Origin of the sequence: Pseudomonas sp. BAV 4579, assembly GCF_009765395.1 — a bacterium.
Taxonomy (GTDB): Bacteria; Pseudomonadota; Gammaproteobacteria; order Pseudomonadales; family Pseudomonadaceae; genus Chryseomonas; species Chryseomonas aestiva.
This window is the reverse complement of the sequence record NZ_WHOV01000076.1, coordinates 1-17,054: the sequence shown is the minus strand read 5'-3', so window position 1 is coordinate 17,054 and position 17,054 is coordinate 1. Positions and strand designations below refer to the sequence as shown.

Sequence of the window (17,054 nt, the reverse complement as noted above, 5' to 3'; positions counted from 1 at the left end):
TCATCTCGTATTCCTCGAGGGGCGCCTCCACGAGGGAGGCGGGGCCTTCAGTACAGGTCGGGATCCAACAACGGGGTGCGCGACAGCTTCACCGCACCCGCTGCTGTGATTACCACCTGCTCTTCCAGCTTCACCCCCTCGGGGCCGCCCTGTTCACCGATGAAGCTCTCCACCGAGACCACCATGTTCTCGGCGAAGGTACCGTCGTAGCCCCAGTCGACGAAGTCGGTGGCGTAGGCCACGCTGGGGTATTCGTCCACCAGGCCGACGCCGTGCAGCATCATCATGTAGCGGTTATGCCGGTACCTCTCCGGCACGGGCCAGCAGCGCTCAGCAAATTCGCGGAAACTCAGGCCTGGGCGCAGTAGGTTGATGTTCTGCGTCAGCTGCTCGGCCGCCGTTTGCAACAGCTCACGCTGGCGCACCGTGGCCGGCTGACCGGGGCAAACGAAGCTGCGCGAGATGTCCGACAGATAGCCGCCAGGGCCGACCATGTCGGTATCGAAACAGACCATTTCTCCGGCCTGAATAGGCTTGTCCGTGGCGTCCTGAAACCAGGGGTTGGTGCGCTGGCCCGAGCTGAGCAGGCGGCTCTCGGCCCACTCGCCGCCATGGGCGACATTGGTGCCGTGCAGAATGCTCCACAGCTGGTTCTCAGTGATGCCGGGCCGCAGGCTGGCGCGCATCCGCGCGATGGCCAGGTCACAGACACCCATCGAAACCTGATGACTGGCCAGTTCCTCCGCTGACTTGATAAGTCGAGCCTGCTCCATGAGCGGCTGGGCGTCGTGCAGGGTCAGGCCCAGATCGACAAGCTTGGTAGCGCCCCAGGGATCGCAGCGATCTACTGCCAAGCGCCGGTTGCCGCCGCCGTGGTGCAGCACCAGTTCGGCGACTTCGTGGGCCCAGGAAGTCGCCTTCTCCTCGACCCGCGGACCGGCCAGGAAGTACAGCCAGGGCGTTGCGGGGCGGATCTCGTCGATGGTCTCGACGTGTTCGCTGTTGTGCTTGCTGCTGGTGAAGTCGAACAGAATCATCGGGCCGGTGGCAGTTACCAGCACATAGCGACTGGGGGAGTGCATGACCCACAACCCAAGGTTGTTAGTGTCCGTGGCGTAGCGGATGTTAATCGGATCGGCCAGCAGCACCGCGGCGTAGTCGTGTTCCACCAGTTGCGCGCGGATGCGCTCCAATCGGTAGCGACGCAGTGCGCGGCGGTCGATGGCGGCGTGAGCACGCAGCAACTCCTCATCGAGCGGGGCGAGCTGGTGATCGCTGACGCTGGGGTCCTGGCGGAAGCTCAAGCGGGCGTCTACGAGCGGATCGAAGCCGGGGAGGGACTCTGGGTAATGCATGAAAACCTCGTCTGGCCAGCCGTGGCTGGCGTGTTCTTGTGATACATCGAAGAGGCAGAAAAGGGTGCAACAGGCTCATCACGAGGCGAGCCGTTGTTCTTATAGGTCTTTCACCAAGCGCAGCGCATCGTAGATGGCGGCGTGGGTGTTGCGCGAAGACACCGCATCGCCGATGCGGAACAGTTGGAAGCGACCTGCAGGGTTGGTGGCGAGTTGCTGCGGCCGGCCGACGATCAAATCCTGGTACTCCACCGCGCCCTCGTTGCTGGCCAGCGGCTTGAGTTCGAAATAGAGCTCGTCCAGCGGCAAGGTACCGTGGTTGACCACCACTTGGTCGTAGTGGAAGACCCTTTCCAGATCGCTGTAGTCGGTGCCGACCGTGGCCTTGAACCCGTTGCCGTCGTGCTCCACGGCCTTGAGCCGGTAGGTGACGGTGAAGTGGGTGTCCAGCCCCTGCAGGGATCTCATGTAGGGCACCAGGTTCATGCCCATGACCTCAGGGGCGAAACTGCGATCGGGGGTCATGATCTCGGTGCGCGCCCCGCTACGGGCGATGAATTCGGCGGCCTGCAGCCCGGCATGGTCGCCGGCATCGTCGTAAACCAGCACATTGCGCCCCGGTTTGACGTCGCCAGCGATGATGTCCCAGCTGGATACCACCAGCTCGTTACCGCGCTCGAGCACCTCCGTATGGGGCAGGCCGCCGGTGGCAATGATCACCACGTCCGGATCTTCCGCCTGTATCCGCTCGGCATCCGCCCAGGTGTTGAAGTGGAACTGCACACCGAGGCGATCGCATTGGGCCAAGCGCCAGTCGATGATGCTCTGCATCTCCTTGCGCCGCTCGGACTGAGCGGTAAGCCGCACCTGGCCACCGGCCTGCTCAGCCAGTTCCAGCACTACCACCTGGTGGCCGCGCTCGCCTGCCACGCGGGCGGCTTCCAGCCCACCGGGGCCGGCACCCACCACCACCACCTTGCGCCGGGTGGCAGCCTTGGGGATGGTGTGCGGCATGGTGGTTTCGCGGCCGGTGGCAGCGTTGTGGATGCAGTAGGCCGCCCCGGCGTTATAGATGCGGTCCAGGCAATAGTTGGCACCAACACAGGGGCGGATGTCGTCTTCGCGCCCCTCGATCAGCTTGCGCACCAGATGCGGATCGGTCATGTGCGCGCGGGTCATGCCAACCATGTCCACCAGCCCCGCGGCGATGGCGTGGCGGGCGGTGGCGACGTCGGGAATCTTGGCCGCATGGAAGGTGGGGAAGGCGGTGCGCGAACGGATCTCGCCGGCGAAGTCCAGGTGCGGGGCGTTGCGCATGCCCTGCACCGGGATGATGTCGGTGAGGGCGGCGTCGGTGGCGATATTGCCGCGGATGACGTTGAGGAAGTCGATCATCCCACTGTCCTTGAGCAGCTGGGTGATGGTCAGGCCTTCGTCCTTGGTCAAGCCGCCCTTGGCGACTTCGTCGGCGGTGTAACGCATGCCAATGATGAATTGGTCGCCGACGCGGGCGCGGATGGCCTTGAGCACCTCGAAGGTGAAGGTCAGGCGATTGCGCAGGGAGCCGCCGTAGGGTTCGTCTAGGTCATTGGTCAGCGGTGACCAGAACTGGTCCATTAGGTGGCCGTAGGCCTGCAGCTCAATACCGTCCATGCCCGCGGCGACCATGCGTTCGGCTGCGTCGGCGTAGTCCTTGACGATACGCTCGATGTCCCAGGCTTCCAGGCGTTTGGGAAAGGCGCGGTGGGCCGGCTCACGATTGTGCGAAGAAGACACCACCGGCAACCAATCTCCCTTGTCCCAACGGGTGCGGCGGCCCAAATGGGTCAGCTGGATCATCACCGCCGCGCCGTGTTCGTGGCACTCGTCGGTGAGGTCCTTGAGCCAGCCGACTACCTCATCCTTGTAGGCCAGGACGTTGTTGAACACCGGCGGACTGTCGCGAGAGATGGCCGCCGAGCCGGCCGTCATCGTCATCGCCACACCAGCCTTAGCGCGCTCCACGTGATAGGCGCGGTAGAGCTGCTTGGGCATGCCCTCTTCGGGGTAGGCGGGTTCGTGCGAGGTGATGATGACGCGATTGCGCATCGTCAGGTGCTTGAGTTGATACGGCTGCAGCAGAGGATCGTTCTTCATGTTCGGTTCCACCAGCGCTCATCAGGTGGAACCAAAATTAAAACCCTATGTACACAGGTGTCAACTGGCCTGTCGCTGGTGAACATGTTTGGTTGGCGAGCGTCCATGGGCGCTGTACTATTGCCTCATGAAAGCATCTGCCCGCCCTGCAATAGAAACTTCGCGTAGCTCCATGGAGAGCTGGTTGAATGCAGCTTATGAGGCCCTCAAAGAATCGGGCGTGGATGCCGTACGCATCCAGCCGCTAGCTAAGAAGCTCAAGCTTTCGCGCACGAGCTTCTACTGGGCCTTTGAGGATCGGGAGGCGCTGCTGCAGGCGCTGATTGACCTGTGGAAGAGCAAGAACACCGGTAACCTAGTGGCCCGCACCGAGGCCTATGCAGAATCCATCACCGAAGCCATCCTCAACGTCTTCGACTGCTGGCTGGATACCCGGCTGTTTGATTCCCAGTTCGAGTTCGCCATGCGCAGCTGGGCGCTGCAGTCCGCCGAGGTGGCACAAGACATCGCCGAGGCCGATGCCTTGCGCATTACTGCGCTCAAGATCATGTTCGACCGCTTTGGCTTCGAGGGCCGGGCTGCCGAAACCCGTGCTCGCTCCATCTACCTGACCCAGATCGGCTACATCAGCATGAAGACCGTCGAACCGCTGGAGTACCGTCTGAAGTTCATTCCTGAATACCTGAAGATCTTTACGGGTCGGGAGCCGGAGTCTCGGGAGCTAGACCGCTTCTTCAGCCGCCACCAGTTGGTCCTACCAAAGACCTGATCAGTTAGAGCGTCGAGGGACGCGGCAGCCGCCTACCTGGAACCACACGGGGCACCCTGTCCGCTTGGTGACTTCTCCCTAGCACCAAGGCCTTCTTGCTGGCCATGATGTCCTGTCCCTTTATGGTCGAAAACGAGCTACGCCTAATCCCCATCTCCGGGCGCTTCTTTTTCAGCGTTGTTAACGAAATAAACGTATCACCCCTGCACATGCCACTCATCTTCACTACCCCCCTGCACCGCCTCCACCCGGGCTCCCCCTACTATCCGCCCGCGCCCCGCGCGCGCGATAGAAGGGTTGGGGAAAGGAAGCGAAGGTACTCGATGGCGAGGTCTCATCCGATTCCCTGCATTGCTACATATCCTTCGTAGGGTTCTGTGTCTCTTGTGGAATCGCTTGCATCAACGGCAATTGTCCCGGACGCGCGTAGCGCTGTTTGAGATGCTCGAGGAAGTCCTGCTGCAACCGGGATCACGGTGACGCAGGATCAGCGTGCGTACCGCAATACTGGGCGTGAGCGGCCGTGCCACCAGGCCGGGCAGCCCCATGACTGAGAGCAGAAAGGGCTCGACCAGCGCGATGCCGGCGCCGAAGCGGGCGAGCATCATGCCGGTCAATGCCAGGCTCACCTGGGCCCGAATATCCGGGACGACGCCGGCTTCGCTCAAAGCCTGATCGACGTAGGAGCGCATTGGCGACCGGTTGAGATAGGTGATGATGGGGTAGGGCGCCAGGTCCTGAGGAAGTTGCTCACACCTTACGGAGGGCGCTCCATTTCGTTGCAGCCGACAAGCTTTATCCGTGCACAAACTGCGGTATGGCACCTTTGTCCCGGGGAGTTGCGAGAAGCAAATTGAAAGCCTTGAGTGATGGTGCAGACATCGTTCTGAGAGAGCTGCGAGGCTAGCAAATACCACGCTTTCAACATGCGAACGATCCAGTACGGTCCCATACTGAAATTGGGCCGATAAAAAACGCCTGATGTTTCCATCAGGCGTTTCTCTTTTTACTTCAGCTTAGTAGCTGGACTGAGCCGTCAGGACTGAAGGCGAGCGATGTGCCGACTTCGTGGTGCCAATACGGGCCCCTGTGCCAACCAGCCGAAAACGAGGCCCAATGTTGTCCAGACCACCGCATGTATTCCCAGGGAGGCGATACGGAAGTTCCAGAGCAACGAGGCAGAGAACCCTTCCGGCACTTCGTTAATCACCGGAAACACGCCGGCAGCGATTGCCATAATCACCACGTAAAAAACGACGGCGACTGTGATCGATGCCCAGCCGTCGAGACGACCCAGCAGCTTGCGAAACACGTTGATCGCCGCCACCAGCGCGGCCAAAGATACGACCACCATTAGGAAGAAGAGCTTCGTGCGCTGCCGAATGGTTTCAGGGTCACCTACAGACGGCGGATTGGCTGGATACTTGAGCGCAGGTACCAGTACCACGCTGATAAAGGCCAGCACGGCTAGAACGGCCGCCAATCCGCGCGGGCCGAGCTTTACGCTACCCAGACGCCCCATTGAAAACGCGAAGACTAGGGCGAAGATGCCACCGATAGAAGTGCTATAGACGACCACACCCGTGAGCAACCCGATGGAGCTCTGCACTCCACGACTGACGGGTTCCTCTTCTTCATCAGTGGTGCCATCGCCGTGATCATGGTTGTGCGCCATCATCCCCTCGAAAGCGATTGCCTGGTCGACTGAGGGCTCACCGAACACCTTCGCAAAACCGAAAGCGAGCATGCCTGCGAGCAGCCCGGCGATCATGCCGCGCAGCAAGAGATTGCCTGTCATTTCGTCTTCCTCAATCAGTGGCAGGGGAAGCCCAGCAAATGGCGCCCGTCGTGCACGAACTCGTGTACGTAGGTACCCGAAAAGAGCGCCGTAGCACCTTGCTCAGCACCTACGAAATAGATGGCTAGCAGCAGGAGCAGGCCAGCGAAGACCGCCCAAGGGATGATTTCGCTGAGTGGTAGGGAAGGCAGCGACAGATCGCTGTCCGGGGCGGTAACAGTAGTCGTGGACATGCAAGGCTCCTGGAGAATGACGCGTTCGATCAGGAAAAAAGGACGGTTGACGACATTGGGGTCTGGCTCTCGGAGTCGATTACAGTGGCGCGACCGCGCCGGGTTTTCACCGGCTTCCCAATGCGAAACAAGATGATACACCCTGTGAAAATTCACGTACCAAAGGCCGATACATGAAAGCTATCTACCTGACGCTGATAGCCCATGCAGCAACCGCAGCTCAGCGATCAGGCCGTTTCCCCTTGGGTAGCGATGATGTAGCAGCCACAGCCTTGAAGCCGCTGATAGCGCTGGAGAATTCCAGGGTCCTGATTGGTCCGGAGTTGAGAGCTGCGCGAACGGCTCAGCTACTCGGCCTATCAGGGACGGTCGAGCAGCGCCTGCGCGACTGCGACTTTGGGAGTTGGGCAGGAACGTCTCTGAAAGACCTGCAGCAAAGTGAGCCAGCGCTTTTGCAGGCTTGGCTGACCGATCCCCACTTCGATTCGCATGGGGGCGAGTCATTTGTTGAGGTAGGCCGACGCATCGCTCTTTTGTTGGATGACGTTCGAGATCCGGGGCATTGGATTGCGGTGACCCATCCCATGGTCGTTCGTGCTGCGGTGATGCACTGCCTGCAGAGCCCATGGGCAGCGTTTCCACACCTCGACGTGCCTCCACTGGCGCAGTTGCAGCTGAGTTACTCGGGAAAGTGGAGGCTGGTGATTCCCTCCTTAGGGTGATTGAGTAAGAGCATTCGCAAGCATGTTGGAGCTAGCAACAGAGTGCCACATCGAATTATACCACCCCTGCATATGCCCTCTCTCCCATTCCCCTACACCCCTCCGCCCGGGCTTCTCCCACTAACCACCCGCGCCCCACGCGCGATGGAAGGGAAAGGGAAGGTCTTGGGAGGAAGGCTGACCGATAGCGCGGCAGCATAGTCCGGATGTCGATGGGCGCCCCGGGCAGCTGCATCCGAGGATCGCCGGCATCCCCCACGGCGAGAATCGGACAGGTCTTGGGATTGCGCAGACAGAACAACAGCTGGGCATCGGCTTGGGTCTGCTGCACGATCACCAGGTTCGCCTGCTGGTAATCATCGTGGAGTCCAGCGATGGTCATGCCGGTATAGCGCACCCGCGTGGGAAACCGCTCAGCATAGGCGGGGTAGCACACCGACTGCGCGATAGGCAGCGGTAGCGCGGTGACCAGCATCGCCAGCGCCGCGAGTCAGATAGGGACTATGAGTGGCATCATCGAAATAACCAACACCGCATAGGTGATGAAGCCTAGGATCAGCATCCGTGGGTGGCCGAGTGAGCTGAGAGCCCATCTCAGACCGCCGTCATGAGCCCGGCGCAAAGACTGACGCCGGCCATGATCCAGTACACCTTCGACTTTGGGGTAGTCAATGTGAGTGGTCAGATGAGTGGTGTCATATATTTGTAATAACATCGAAGACAAAATTGGTATTGCAGCGCACTCCTGTCCCGAGGCCATAAAACAGAGCCAGCCTTGAATCGGCTTTTCCGACGATCCAGCTTTCCATTGTTAGGTGATGAGCGAATCGGGTCGCAGGCAAACTCCTCATGTCTCTGTTGCGGCTATTCAGCCGACCCGTGTCGCGATAGTCGACGTCAGATTTTGCTGCATGAAGTCTAGGAATCTTCTTTGAAAAAGCATCGTGTGTTCATGGGCCGCTTCTTCGGCTTCATCAGCGTCACGGCTACTGATAGCCGCGATGATCCGGTCATGGTCCCTGTGAAGACTTATCGAACTCGCCGAGTTGATGATGTAGTCGAAGTGAAGGTGGAGGAGGCGCTGACCCTCACCCAACAAGCGCTCATATCCAGCCGTGAGATATGAGTTTTTCCCAGCCTTGGCTATTTTCAGGTGAAAGGCCTTATTCAACTCGGACATCTGCTCGTAGTCGCGAGCCTGGACAGCGTGCAGGTATTGCTGATCTATCGCTTTGATTTGCTCGAGTTCGCTATCTGATCTTTTCATGGCGGCTAGCCGGGTGACCGCACGCTGCAGGAGGTCTAATGCTGAAATGTAGTTGGGAAATTCTTCAATCTCGAACGGCGTCACCAGCAGAGTACGGTTGGGCAGGATGGTAACCAGGCCCTCGCTCGCCAGACGTGCCAGGGCGTCGCGCACCGGCGAGCGTGACAACCCGAACTGGGTTGCCAGCGAGGTTTCGTCCAGAGGCATACCCGGTTTGAGCTGCAGGGTGAGGATCTGTCTGCGCAGCTCTTCATAGATGTAGCGGCCACCATGACGGCGGGCGGCAACGGTGGGATCGGCGTCTTTGGTAGCCATCGAGGAAATCTTCACGCTCGGGGGTTGAGAGGGGCCAGTCTAGCATCGCGCCTACAGCGCTAGCCGAATCCGGCGCCCCAGGTATCACTGAGCATGAAACCCGCGGCGAGCGGATCGTCGGGGTCGATGCCCAGCTGCTGCAGACCATAGAGCCAGGCACGTCCGGTGACTCTGGGCAGGACCGCCGGCCGGCCCGCCACCTCGGTCAGGTCCCGCAAGCCAATAGTGAACTCGCCGCCGATGGTCGAGCGCGAGGTGAGCTGGTCGCCCACCGCGACCAGGCCGCGCGCGGCCAGGGTGGCGAGGTTCGCCGAACTGCCGGTGCCGCAGGGTGAGCGATCCACCCGGCCCGGCGGCAGGGTGGTGCAGGTCTGATAGGTGCGGGCGTCCAGGCGGTTGCGGAACATGACGTAGGCGATCTCGTTCACGCTGGCCAGCAGCGGATGCTGGACGTTGAGTTGGCGACCGATCTCGCCCTTGAACGCCACACCCAGCTCCGCCAGGGCGCGGGCATGCTCCGGTGCGATGCTCAGCCCGATCTGCTCGACGTCGATCAGCGCGTAGTAGACCCCGCCGAAGGCGACGTCCACTGTCAGGGTGCCATGGTGGGCGGTAGGGATCTGCAGATCCAGCGCCTCGACGAAGGCCGGCACCATGTCCAGGGAGACGTTCAGGCAGCGGCCGTCACGGCACTCGGCCTGGGCCACCACCAGACCGGCCGGTGTATCCAGCGTGACCGTGGTCAGCGGCTCCTGCATCGGCAGGATACCCAGCTCCAGCAGCGCCGTCACCACGCAGATGCAGTTGCTGCCCGACATGGGATGGGCCTTGTCCGCCTGCAGCACGATGAAGCCCACCTGGGCCTCCGGGCGGGTCGGCGGCAGCAGCAGATTGACCGACATCTGCAGGCAGCCCCGCGGCTCCAAAGTCACCAGGCGCCGCAGGCTGTCATCCACCTCGTTGATGTATTTCATCTTGTCGAGCATGGTTCGCCCGGGCACGTCCAGTACGCCCCCGGTGATGACCTTACCGATCTCGCCTTCGCAGTGGACTTCTGCCAGTTGCAGGGTCTTTTTCCAGCGCATGATGACCGTCCTATTTGATGTACCAGCCCCAGGGCTGGTCGCTGTCGTAGCGGGTGATCTGCTTGGTTTCCAAGTAGTTCTGCAGGCCCCACTCGCCCAGTTCGCGACCGATGCCGCTTTGCTTGTAGCCGCCCCAAGGAGCTTCGGTAAAGGTCGGCTGCGAGCAGTTGATCCAGACGATACCGGCGCGCAGCGCACGGGCCACCCGCTCGCAGCGGTCCAGGTCGCGGGACATCACGGCGGCGGCCAGGCCGAAGCGGGAATCGTTGGCGCTGCGCACCGCCTCGGCTTCGCTGTCGAAGGGCCGCACGCAGACCACCGGACCAAAGATCTCCTCGCGCCAGATCCAGCTGTCCTCGGCGACGTCGGCGAAGACCGTGGGTTGCACGTAGTACCCTGTGGGCAACTGCGCCGGCCGCTTACCGCCGGTGACCAGGCGGGCGCCTTCTTCTTCGCCTCGGGCGATAGCAGCGAGCACCTTCTCGTGCTGGCCACGGCTCACCAGCGGACCCAACAGTACCCCGGTATCCAGACCCGGACCGATGGTGATGCGCTGGGCTTCCTGGGCCAGACGCTCCAGCAGGGGTTCATAGAGATCCCGCTGCACCAAGACGCGCGAGGTGGCCGAACAGACCTCGCCTTGGTTCCAGAAGATACCGAACAGGATCCATTCGACGGCCGCCTCGAGATCGGCGTCGGCGAAGATGACGAAGGGCGATTTGCCGCCCAGCTCCAGGCTGATGTTTTTGATGTCGCGCGCGGCGGCCTGCATGATCCGGCTGCCGGTCGGCACGCTGCCGGTGAAGGCCAGCTTGTCGACGCCCAGGTGCTCGGCCAGTGGTGCACCCGCCTCGGCACCCAGGCCGGTGACCACGTTGAGGACCCCGGGCGGTAGCCCGGCCTCATGGCAGATGTCGGCCAGTTCCACGGCGGTCAGCGGGGTCAGTTCCGAGGGCTTGAGCACCAGGGTGCAGCCGGCGGCCAGGGCCGGGGCGACCTTCCAGGCGGCCATCAATAGGGGGAAATTCCAGGGGATGATGGCGCCAGCCACGCCAATGGGCTCCTGGCGCGCAACAGCGCTGAAGCGAGCATCGCTCAGGGTGATGGCGCGCTCGCGGTCCCGATCCAGACGCTCGGCCTGGTCGGCGTAGAAGTCGAAGCAGCCAGCGGCGTCGCCGATATCCCACAGTGCTTCGGGCAGCGGCTTGCCGTTGTCGCGCACCTCCAGTTCGGCAAGTTGCTGCTGGCGCTCACGGATCACGGAGGCGATGCGACGCAGTACGGTCGCGCGTTCGGCGCCGCTCTGCTGTGGCCAGGGGCCCTCGTCAAAGGCGCGGCGTGCGGCGCGTACAGCCAGGTTGACGTCGTCGGCGGTCGCGGCAGCAACCTGGGCGATGGGTGTCTCTAGGGCTGGGTCGAGGGTCTCGAAGGTACCGCCACGCAGCGGGCGAACCCATTGGCCGTCGATGTACAGGTGGTCGTAGGAAGCCATCGGCGAAGTCCTGTCAGAAGCGCGAAGCGCGGAAAGGGTGGAGGTCGAGGGACACGGCGCGCCCGCTTGCGAGATCGGCGATCAGTCGCCCGGTCGTGGCGCCCAGGGTCAGGCCCAGCTGGCCGTGTCCAAAGGCGAGCAGCACGTTGGGCAGGCGCCGGCTGCGGTCGATGATCGGCTTGGTGTCGGGCAGGAAGGGGCGATAGCCGACGCCGTATTCGAACTCGGCGGTACGCAGCTGTGGCAGCACGCGCCGCGCCTTTTCCAGGATGATGTCGGCCCGGGCGAAGTTAGGCTTGGCGCCCTCTCCGGCGAATTCAATGGTGCCGCCGATCTGCAGGCCGCGGGTCATGGGGGCAAAGCAGAAACCGCCATCGGCATAGATGGTGGAGTGGTGGATTTCGATCTCTGGATTCGGCAGGACCACCTGGTAGCCGGCGATTCCCGCCAAAGGAATGGAGAGCCCGAGCTGGCCGAAAAATGCCCGCGAGCCATTGCCTGCGGCGATGACGACGCGCTCGGCCGGCAGTCGACGTCCATCCGCCAGGGTCACCCCGGTCGCCTGGCCCTGGTGCTCGTCGAGGCGTGCGACCCGTTCGCGAATCCGACGTCCACCGGCCTGTTCGAAGCTGGCGGTCAGGGCGGCGATGAAGCCCTCGGTATCGCTGACCGCGCGCCAGTCGGGAAACAGCAGGCCGTGCTTGAAGCGTCCGGTGAGGGCAGGTTCCAGATCGGCGATGGCAGCAGCGTCCAGTTCTTCCACCTGGAAGCCCAGCCGCTCGCGCAGCTCGAAGTGATGACGCTCCTGGGCCAGGCCCTGGGGCGTGTCGAACACCTCGAGAATCGGGCGCTCGCCGAGCAGGCGCTTGTCCGGGCAGGCCTCCAGCAGAACGGCATAGTCGCGGTAGACCTCCCGGGTCAGGGTCGCCAACTCCGCAGCGATTTTCTGGATACGCGTCGGCCGGGCGCAGGCCAGAAAGCGCAGGAACCAGGGCAGGATGCCGGGTAAGGCGCTGGGCCGCAGGGCGAGCGGACCCTGCTGGTCCAGCAGCCAGCCCGGGATCTTCTTCAGGATGCCCGGCTTGGACAGGGGCACCACCTCGCTGACGGCCATCTGGCCACAGCTCCATTTGGCCGTGCTGTCGCCCGGTGCTGCGGGATCGACCAGCGTCACAACCAGGCCATCGCGCTGCAGCCAGAGGGCGCAGCACACCCCGACAATACCGCCCCCGACGACGATCGCGGTCCTGGGGACGCCTGACTCTTGGTTCATAGTGCTCTCTCGCTGGGTGACTGCTTGTTGCACGGACCGGCTGATAGCGAACCCTGACAGCTAAGCTCTTGCGCGTCCAAAGATAAGGCGTGACGCACCTTTCGCCGGGTGCACGCCTGACTTGTAGAATCAATGAAGCTGAGTCTCATGATCTTTCTCCACCTGCCCCAGCAGTGCTGGGGCGGGCCATCTGATCAGCGTTGCGAGGCTTCGAAGACGGCGCGGAATTCAGCTTTCTCAGCGTCGCTCAGTGGCAGCAGCGGCAGCCTGGCATTGCCGGAATTGAAACCGGCCAGTTCGCAGCCGTATTTCACCTTCTGGATGAACTTGCCCTGTTCCATGCTCGCCATCACCGGGAACAACGAGCGCATCACCGCCTGGGCCCCTTGGATGTCACCGGCGGTGAAGGCCTTGTGGAAGGCTACGATCTGGTCAGGGAAACAGTTGGCCGGGCCACAGATCCAGCTGGTGGCGCCCCACAGGAAAAAGTCCAGTGCCTGGTCATCCGAGCCGCAAGACAACTGATAGCCACCCTTGAAGGTTTCCGTGACCTCGATGGCGCGCAGAAGATTGCCAGAGCTTTCCTTGATGCCGATGACGCGCGGATGGTTGCGGAAGGCTTCCAGCACCGAGGTACCAACCTCGACGTTGGTGCGGATGGGGTAGTTGTAGAGGATGACGTTGATGTCGGCGAAGGTATCCAGCACGACTTGGTAATGGTTGATCAATTCTTCCTGGGTCGGCAGGGCATAAAAGGGCGGTGCGAGCAGGATATTGCTGAAGCCGCACTCGATGGCCTGACGGATCTGGGCGATGACCTCGCGGGTGCTGGCGCCGTTGCAGTTCGCGATCAGGGTGCCCTTGCCGTCGGCCACTTCCTTGACCGTCTGCAGCACCAGGCGGCGCTCGGGGTTGTCGAGGGCGTAGTATTCGCCGGTAGAACCCAGGGCGACGAAGCCGGACACCCCGGCCTTGAGCTGGTACTCGACGATGGAGGCGAGGGTGGCGCAGTCGACGTTGCCGGCTTGGTCGAAGGGGGTGACGAGAGCGGGAAGGATGCCGTGCATGTTCATGGAACTACCTCTTCGGGATGGATGTTCAGTAGGCGAAGCGTCTCAGTAGTCGGGCCTCGACGAGGCCGACCAGACGGGTCAGGGGAAAGGCTATGCAGAAGTAGATAACGGCCACCGCCGAGAGGAACTCGACCGGACGCGCCGTGCTGTTGGAAAGGTTCTGGCCAACGAACATCAGGTCCGCCACCCCGACCGAGGAGATCAGGGCACTTTCCTTGAACAGGCTGATGACGTTGGAGAGCAGCGGCGGAATGGCGCGCAACAGAGCTTGGGGAAAGATCACATAGAGAACCTTGACGCCGGGCGTCAGGCCGAGGGCCACGCAGGCGTCATGCTGTTCGCCAGCGATGGACTTGAGCGCGCCGCGAAAGGTCTCGCTGGTGATAGCCGCCATGAACAGCGTGAGGGAGATCACCACCGAGACATAGGGTGAGATCGACAGGCCGAACACCACCGGAAAGCAGAAGAAGACCCAGAACAGCTGGATCAGCAGGGGCGTGCCGCGAAAGAATTCCACATAGAGCCGCACTGGCGCCCGCAGCAGCCGACTGGGCGCCAGCTGTACCAGGCTCAGGCCGAAGCCCAGCAGGCTGCCCACCAGGGCGCAGCCGAGGGTGATGGTCAGCGTCAGTCCCAGGCCCTTGAGCAGCACCTGCCAGTAGCCGAGGACAATGGAGAAATCGAGTTGCATGTCCATCTCAGCGCTCCAGGGCCGCGTCTTGGCGGCGTTCGACGAACCGCACCAACTGGGCGATCGGCAGTGACAGGGCGAAGTAGATCAGCGCGATCAGCGAATAGGTTTCCAGCGGGCGATAGGCTTCGGTGGCGATGGACTTGCCGATGTACATCAGGTCGGCCACGGCCACGATGGCGACCAGCGCGCTCTGCTGGAGAATGCCGATGCCGTTGGTCATCAGCACCGGCAGCGCGCTGCGCAAGGCCTGCGGCAGGACCACATAGAGAGTACGGTTCAACGGTCCCAGGCCAAGAGCGACGCTGGCATCCAGATGCTCGCGGGGGACTGCCTGCACGCCAGCCCGATAGGCCTCGGCATTGAAGGCGGTCAGGTTCAGGCCCAGCGCCAGGACGCCCATGGTGATGGGGTCGACGAAGACGTTGAACAGCATGGGCACGCAGTAGAAGAACCAGACGATCTGCAGCAGGACCGGAGTGCAGCGAAAGAACTCGATGAACAGCTGGGCGGGCAGCCGCACCAGGTGCCAGCGATTCAAGGTCAGCAGGCACAGCAGGAAGCCCAGCACCAGGCCCATGAGGTTGGCGACCAGCGCTAGTTGCAGGGTCACCTTGAGGCCCTGCCAAAGCGGGCCCAGGGTGCCGTTGAGAAAATGAAAGTCGAATTGGTAGTTCATGGCGCCGTCCTCAATCCAGGTGCAGGACTTTTTCCAGGAATTCCCGGGTGCGGGGCTCGCGCGGGCGGCGGAACAGTTCCTCGGGCGGCCCCTGCTCGACCGGTCGGCCGTTGGCGCAGAACACCACCCGAGTGGCGATGTGCTTGGCGAAGTGCATGTCGTGGGTGACGATGATCATCGCCATGCGCTGCTCGGCCAGTTGCAGCATCACGTTCTGCACCTCGATCACCATCTCCGGGTCGAGGGCGGACGTGACCTCGTCGAAGAGCATGAGCGCCGGTTCCAGCATCAGCGCACGGGCGATGGCAACGCGCTGCTTCTGGCCGCCCGACAGCTGGCTGGGGTAGGCGTGCAGCTTGCTTTCCAGCCCCAGCCGGGCGAGGTACAGCCGGGCCTTTTCGGTGGCTTCGGCGCGTGACAAGCCGCGCACCTTCATGGGTGCCAGGACCAGATTGCCCAGCACCGACAGGTGAGGAAACAAGGTGTAGTGCTGGAAGACCATGCCGATCTGCCGGTGCAGGTCCCGATCCAGTACGCGACTGCGACCGGTGCTACCTTCTATATAGGGCTGCCCCTGGAAGTGGATGCGGCCGTCCTGAATGCTTTCCAGCCCCATCATCACGCGCAGCAGCGAACTCTTGCCGCTGCCACTCGGGCCGATGATCACCAGGCGGTCGTCGGCACGCATGTCCAGGCAGAAGTCGTCCATGACCTTGAGATCCGGACCATAGCTCTTGCACACGTGCTGTAGCTGGACGAAGCCATCGGGACCCGGGCGAGCCTCCGGCGTAGTAGTGGTAAGGGGCGTCGGCATGATGGAAACGGCTTTCATAGGGGTGAACTCCGGTAAGGACTCGCCAGGGCGAGCCCTTTGTCTCAGCGGCGGATTACCGGGCTTTCTGGGCGTTGACCTGGTTGGAGGCCTTGTCTACGAGGGCAGCGATCTCACCGGTCTCACGGCGCTGGGTGAGATAGATGTTCAACACCTGCATGTCGGCCCAGGAAATGTCGCGGCGCACGCCGAAGGCCACGCCCTGCTTGGCCAATGCCGGCTGGGGTAGTACCTCCTTGGCCCAGGTGGGGTTGGCGAGGGCGAAGAGGTGATTGGTGTCGCTGGCGTCAACGAGCACATCGGCGCGCCGCGACATAACAGCCAGACGCGTCTCGTCCATGCCGGGCAGGCGCATCACGGTGCCCTGCTTTATGACCGCCGAGATCGCCTTGTCCGCGGCGGTGCCGGACATCACCGCGAAAGTCACCCCAGGCTTGTCGTAGTTCGCCAGGGTTTCGCCAGCCTGAGCGATCTTGGGGTTGTCCTTGTTCAGCAGCAGCGAGATCTGGTAATCGGTCGCCGCCGTGCTGAAGGCCACAGCCAGCGCCCGCTCGGGGGTCTGATTAAGCGCCATGGCGAGATCCCATTTGCCACCCTGGAGGCCTGCGACCAGGTTGTCCCAGTTGGTGTCGACGAACTCGACCTTGACCTTGAGCACCCGCTCGCCGAAGTCGCGGCACAGATCAACGAAGTAGCCGCTGTAGGTCGCCGAGACGGCGTCGCGCATGACATAGGGTGCCGCGACGGCAGCCCCGCACTTGAGTACACCGGCTTTTTGGATCTGCTGCCACACACCAGCTTGCTCGGCCTGGGCGACCGGCTGCCAGAGGAGGGCACCGGCTACCGCCAGACTGCCCAGAACTGCACGTAGGGATTGCGAACACGAAAGACGCCGAGCCATAGCTGCTACTCCATTTGGACGATTGTTATAGGCAGGAGGCAAAAAAGCTTTTTTGTGTGTGTTGTTGTATTCAGCGCTGCATGCAGATTAGGAGCGACGAAAACGGGCTGTCAACGACCTTGATCGTAGAAAGGGAGCTGTAAAGGGGTATCCGTGCTTAAACGCGTGGATTTAACTGTTTGTTTTGAGAGAGAAAATCGAGTCAGGAGAAGAGGTGAAAAAAATTCGAGAAGGCTAATCAGCAGGTGATGCGTGAATGTTTTTGAATATGAATGAAAGAAAAGATCGATTTAACTAACGCGAGTGTCAGCGCACTCTGAAGGCTCACTGTCCCGCTTGAGACTTCGTCATGAACCAGCCGCTGACCGTTTCGCCACCCGTCGCCGCCCAGCTCAACCTGCGTGCCCACTGGATGCCCTTTACCGCCAATCGC

The 17,054-nt window shown here is 62.1% G+C and carries 17 protein-coding genes, 1 pseudogene and 1 riboswitch; of the genes and pseudogenes, 4 read left to right on the top strand and 14 right to left on the bottom strand.

Going from position 1 to position 17,054, the window contains the following annotated elements:
* Positions 1-47 precede the first annotated feature (47 nt).
* Positions 48-1,355, bottom strand: a complete 1,308-nt coding sequence (locus GSQ95_RS15715; protein WP_158890858.1) for a Xaa-Pro peptidase family protein — start codon at positions 1,353-1,355, stop codon at positions 48-50.
* A 99-nt stretch (positions 1,356-1,454) separates the two neighbouring features.
* On the bottom strand, positions 1,455-3,491 hold the full coding sequence (locus tag GSQ95_RS15710; RefSeq protein WP_158890856.1) for an NADH:flavin oxidoreductase: 2,037 nt from the start codon (positions 3,489-3,491) through the stop codon (positions 1,455-1,457).
* Positions 3,492-3,618: 127 nt separating this feature from the next.
* On the opposite strand from GSQ95_RS15710, the gene GSQ95_RS15705 reads away from it, so the two are divergent.
* Entirely contained in the window at positions 3,619-4,260 is a 642-nt protein-coding gene (locus GSQ95_RS15705) for a TetR/AcrR family transcriptional regulator (protein ID WP_158890854.1), read from the top strand.
* Positions 4,261-4,661: 401 nt separating this feature from the next.
* Here GSQ95_RS15705 and GSQ95_RS15700 read toward each other — a convergent pair whose 3' ends face one another.
* A complete protein-coding gene (locus GSQ95_RS15700; protein WP_256664608.1) occupies positions 4,662-5,069 on the bottom strand; it encodes a LysR substrate-binding domain-containing protein in 408 nt (135 codons plus the stop codon).
* On the opposite strand from GSQ95_RS15700, the pseudogene GSQ95_RS26550 reads away from it, so the two are divergent.
* Positions 4,997-5,167: pseudogene (locus GSQ95_RS26550) on the top strand (methionine synthase); the annotation flags it as partial. The gene GSQ95_RS15700 and the pseudogene GSQ95_RS26550 overlap by 73 nt on opposite strands.
* A 129-nt stretch (positions 5,168-5,296) precedes the next feature.
* Here GSQ95_RS26550 and GSQ95_RS15695 read toward each other — a convergent pair.
* Positions 5,297-6,058, bottom strand: a complete 762-nt coding sequence (locus tag GSQ95_RS15695) for a CbtA family protein (protein WP_158890851.1) — start codon at positions 6,056-6,058, stop codon at positions 5,297-5,299.
* Between the two features lie 14 nt (positions 6,059-6,072).
* Positions 6,073-6,291 carry a CbtB domain-containing protein gene (locus tag GSQ95_RS15690; protein ID WP_158890849.1) on the bottom strand — a complete coding sequence of 73 codons (219 nt, stop codon included), beginning with the start codon at positions 6,289-6,291 and terminating at the stop codon, positions 6,073-6,075.
* A 38-nt stretch (positions 6,292-6,329) separates the two neighbouring features.
* Positions 6,330-6,471: riboswitch (cobalamin riboswitch) on the bottom strand.
* On the opposite strand from GSQ95_RS15690, the gene GSQ95_RS15685 reads away from it, so the two are divergent.
* Positions 6,465-7,013: a histidine phosphatase family protein gene (locus GSQ95_RS15685; protein WP_158890847.1), complete on the top strand. Its 549-nt coding sequence runs from the start codon at positions 6,465-6,467 to the stop codon at positions 7,011-7,013. (Overlaps the previous riboswitch by 7 nt.)
* A gap of 868 nt (positions 7,014-7,881) precedes the next feature.
* Here the strand turns inward: GSQ95_RS15685 and GSQ95_RS15680 are convergent.
* The 9 genes from GSQ95_RS15680 to GSQ95_RS15640 all read right to left on the bottom strand — a co-directional run bounded on the left by GSQ95_RS15680 (position 7,882) and on the right by GSQ95_RS15640 (position 16,513).
* A complete protein-coding gene (locus tag GSQ95_RS15680; RefSeq protein WP_158890845.1) occupies positions 7,882-8,595 on the bottom strand; it encodes a GntR family transcriptional regulator in 714 nt (237 codons plus the stop codon).
* Positions 8,596-8,654: 59 nt separating this feature from the next.
* Positions 8,655-9,680, bottom strand: a complete 1,026-nt coding sequence (locus GSQ95_RS15675) for a proline racemase family protein (RefSeq protein ID WP_158890843.1) — start codon at positions 9,678-9,680, stop codon at positions 8,655-8,657.
* 10 nt (positions 9,681-9,690) lie between these two features.
* Positions 9,691-11,172, bottom strand: a complete 1,482-nt coding sequence (locus GSQ95_RS15670) for an aldehyde dehydrogenase family protein (protein WP_158890841.1) — start codon at positions 11,170-11,172, stop codon at positions 9,691-9,693.
* A gap of 13 nt (positions 11,173-11,185) precedes the next feature.
* Positions 11,186-12,445, bottom strand: a complete 1,260-nt coding sequence (locus tag GSQ95_RS15665; protein ID WP_158890839.1) for an FAD-binding oxidoreductase — start codon at positions 12,443-12,445, stop codon at positions 11,186-11,188.
* Positions 12,446-12,639: 194 nt separating this feature from the next.
* Positions 12,640-13,518: a dihydrodipicolinate synthase family protein gene (locus tag GSQ95_RS15660; protein WP_158890837.1), complete on the bottom strand. Its 879-nt coding sequence runs from the start codon at positions 13,516-13,518 to the stop codon at positions 12,640-12,642.
* A 25-nt stretch (positions 13,519-13,543) separates the two neighbouring features.
* Positions 13,544-14,209, bottom strand: coding sequence for an amino acid ABC transporter permease (locus GSQ95_RS15655; RefSeq protein WP_158890917.1), 666 nt, complete (start codon positions 14,207-14,209; stop codon positions 13,544-13,546).
* 7 nt (positions 14,210-14,216) lie between these two features.
* Positions 14,217-14,888 (bottom strand): amino acid ABC transporter permease, encoded by a 672-nt coding sequence (locus tag GSQ95_RS15650; protein WP_158890835.1) that lies wholly within the window; start codon positions 14,886-14,888, stop codon positions 14,217-14,219.
* Positions 14,889-14,898: 10 nt separating this feature from the next.
* Positions 14,899-15,702: an amino acid ABC transporter ATP-binding protein gene (locus tag GSQ95_RS15645; RefSeq protein ID WP_218580214.1), complete on the bottom strand. Its 804-nt coding sequence runs from the start codon at positions 15,700-15,702 to the stop codon at positions 14,899-14,901.
* A 73-nt stretch (positions 15,703-15,775) separates the two neighbouring features.
* Positions 15,776-16,513: a transporter substrate-binding domain-containing protein gene (locus GSQ95_RS15640; RefSeq protein ID WP_256664604.1), complete on the bottom strand. Its 738-nt coding sequence runs from the start codon at positions 16,511-16,513 to the stop codon at positions 15,776-15,778.
* Between the two features lie 457 nt (positions 16,514-16,970).
* Between GSQ95_RS15640 and GSQ95_RS26545 the strand changes: the two genes are divergently transcribed.
* The coding region (locus tag GSQ95_RS26545) for a hypothetical protein (protein ID WP_256664506.1) at positions 16,971-17,054 on the top strand (84 nt) is incomplete at its 3' end.